The organism is Motilimonas sp. E26 (assembly GCF_021278025.1).
Lineage (GTDB): Bacteria > Pseudomonadota > Gammaproteobacteria > Enterobacterales > CBDFNC01 > Motilimonas.
In genome coordinates this window covers 3,221-4,832 of record NZ_JAIBHJ010000054.1, presented here as the reverse complement: position 1 = coordinate 4,832, position 1,612 = coordinate 3,221, and the positions used below count along the sequence as shown (strand labels likewise).

1 rRNA gene is annotated in these 1,612 nt (G+C 52.7%); it reads left to right on the top strand.

Annotation, left to right across the window (positions count from 1 at the left end):
- Nucleotides 1–9 precede the first annotated feature (9 nt).
- Nucleotides 10–1,552, top strand: a 16S ribosomal RNA gene (locus tag K1M91_RS20915).
- Nucleotides 1,553–1,612 lie beyond the last annotated feature (60 nt).

Genomic DNA, 1,612 nt, shown 5'->3' with positions numbered 1-1,612 from the left:
AAAAAACTTTAATTGAAGAGTTTGATCATGGCTCAGATTGAACGCTGGCGGCAGGCTTAACACATGCAAGTCGAGCGGTAACAGAGAGAAGCTTGCTTCTCTGCTGACGAGCGGCGGACGGGTGAGTAATGCTTGGGTATCTGCCTTGTGGTGGGGGACAACAGTTGGAAACGACTGCTAATACCGCATAATCTCTACGGAGCAAAGTGGGGGACCTTCGGGCCTCACGCCACAAGATGAACCCAAGTGGGATTAGCTAGTTGGTAAGGTAACGGCTTACCAAGGCGACGATCCCTAGCTGGTCTGAGAGGATGACCAGCCACACTGGAACTGAGACACGGTCCAGACTCCTACGGGAGGCAGCAGTGGGGAATATTGCACAATGGGCGCAAGCCTGATGCAGCCATGCCGCGTGTGTGAAGAAGGCCTTCGGGTTGTAAAGCACTTTCAGTCGTGAGGAAAGGTAACGTGTTAATAGCACGTTGCTGTGACGTTAGCGACAGAAGAAGCACCGGCTAACTCCGTGCCAGCAGCCGCGGTAATACGGAGGGTGCGAGCGTTAATCGGAATTACTGGGCGTAAAGCGCGTGTAGGTGGCTTGTTAAGCCAGATGTGAAAGCCCCGGGCTCAACCTGGGAACTGCATTTGGAACTGGCAGGCTAGAGTTTTGTAGAGGGTGGTAGAATTTCAGGTGTAGCGGTGAAATGCGTAGAGATCTGAAGGAATACCGGTGGCGAAGGCGACCACCTGGCCAATAACTGACACTGAGACGCGAAGGCGTGGGTAGCAAACGGGATTAGATACCCCGGTAGTCCACGCAGTAAACGATGTCTATTAGGAGTTTGTGGCTATATGCCGTGGGCTCCAAAGCTAACGCATTAAATAGACCGCCTGGGGAGTACGGCCGCAAGGTTAAAACTCAAATGAATTGACGGGGGCCCGCACAAGCGGTGGAGCATGTGGTTTAATTCGATGCAACGCGAAGAACCTTACCTACTCTTGACATCCACGGAATTTAGCAGAGATGCTTTAGTGCCTTCGGGAACCGTGAGACAGGTGCTGCATGGCTGTCGTCAGCTCGTGTTGTGAAATGTTGGGTTAAGTCCCGCAACGAGCGCAACCCCTATCCTTAGTTGCCAGCACGTTATGGTGGGAACTCTAGGGAGACTGCCGGTGATAAACCGGAGGAAGGTGGGGACGACGTCAAGTCATCATGGCCCTTACGAGTAGGGCTACACACGTGCTACAATGGCGGATACAAAGGGCAGCTAACTTGCGAGAGTGTGCGAATCCCAAAAAGTCCGTCGTAGTCCGGATTGGAGTCTGCAACTCGACTCCATGAAGTCGGAATCGCTAGTAATCGTGGATCAGAATGCCGCGGTGAATACGTTCCCGGGCCTTGTACACACCGCCCGTCACACCATGGGAGTGGGCTGCAAAAGAAGTAGGTAGTTTAACCTTCGGGAGGACGCTTACCACTTTGTGGTTCATGACTGGGGTGAAGTCGTAACAAGGTAGCCCTAGGGGAACCTGGGGCTGGATCACCTCCTTACCAAAAGCGACGTTGTCTTGTTGACGAGAGTCAATGAGTGTTCACACAGATTGTATGATT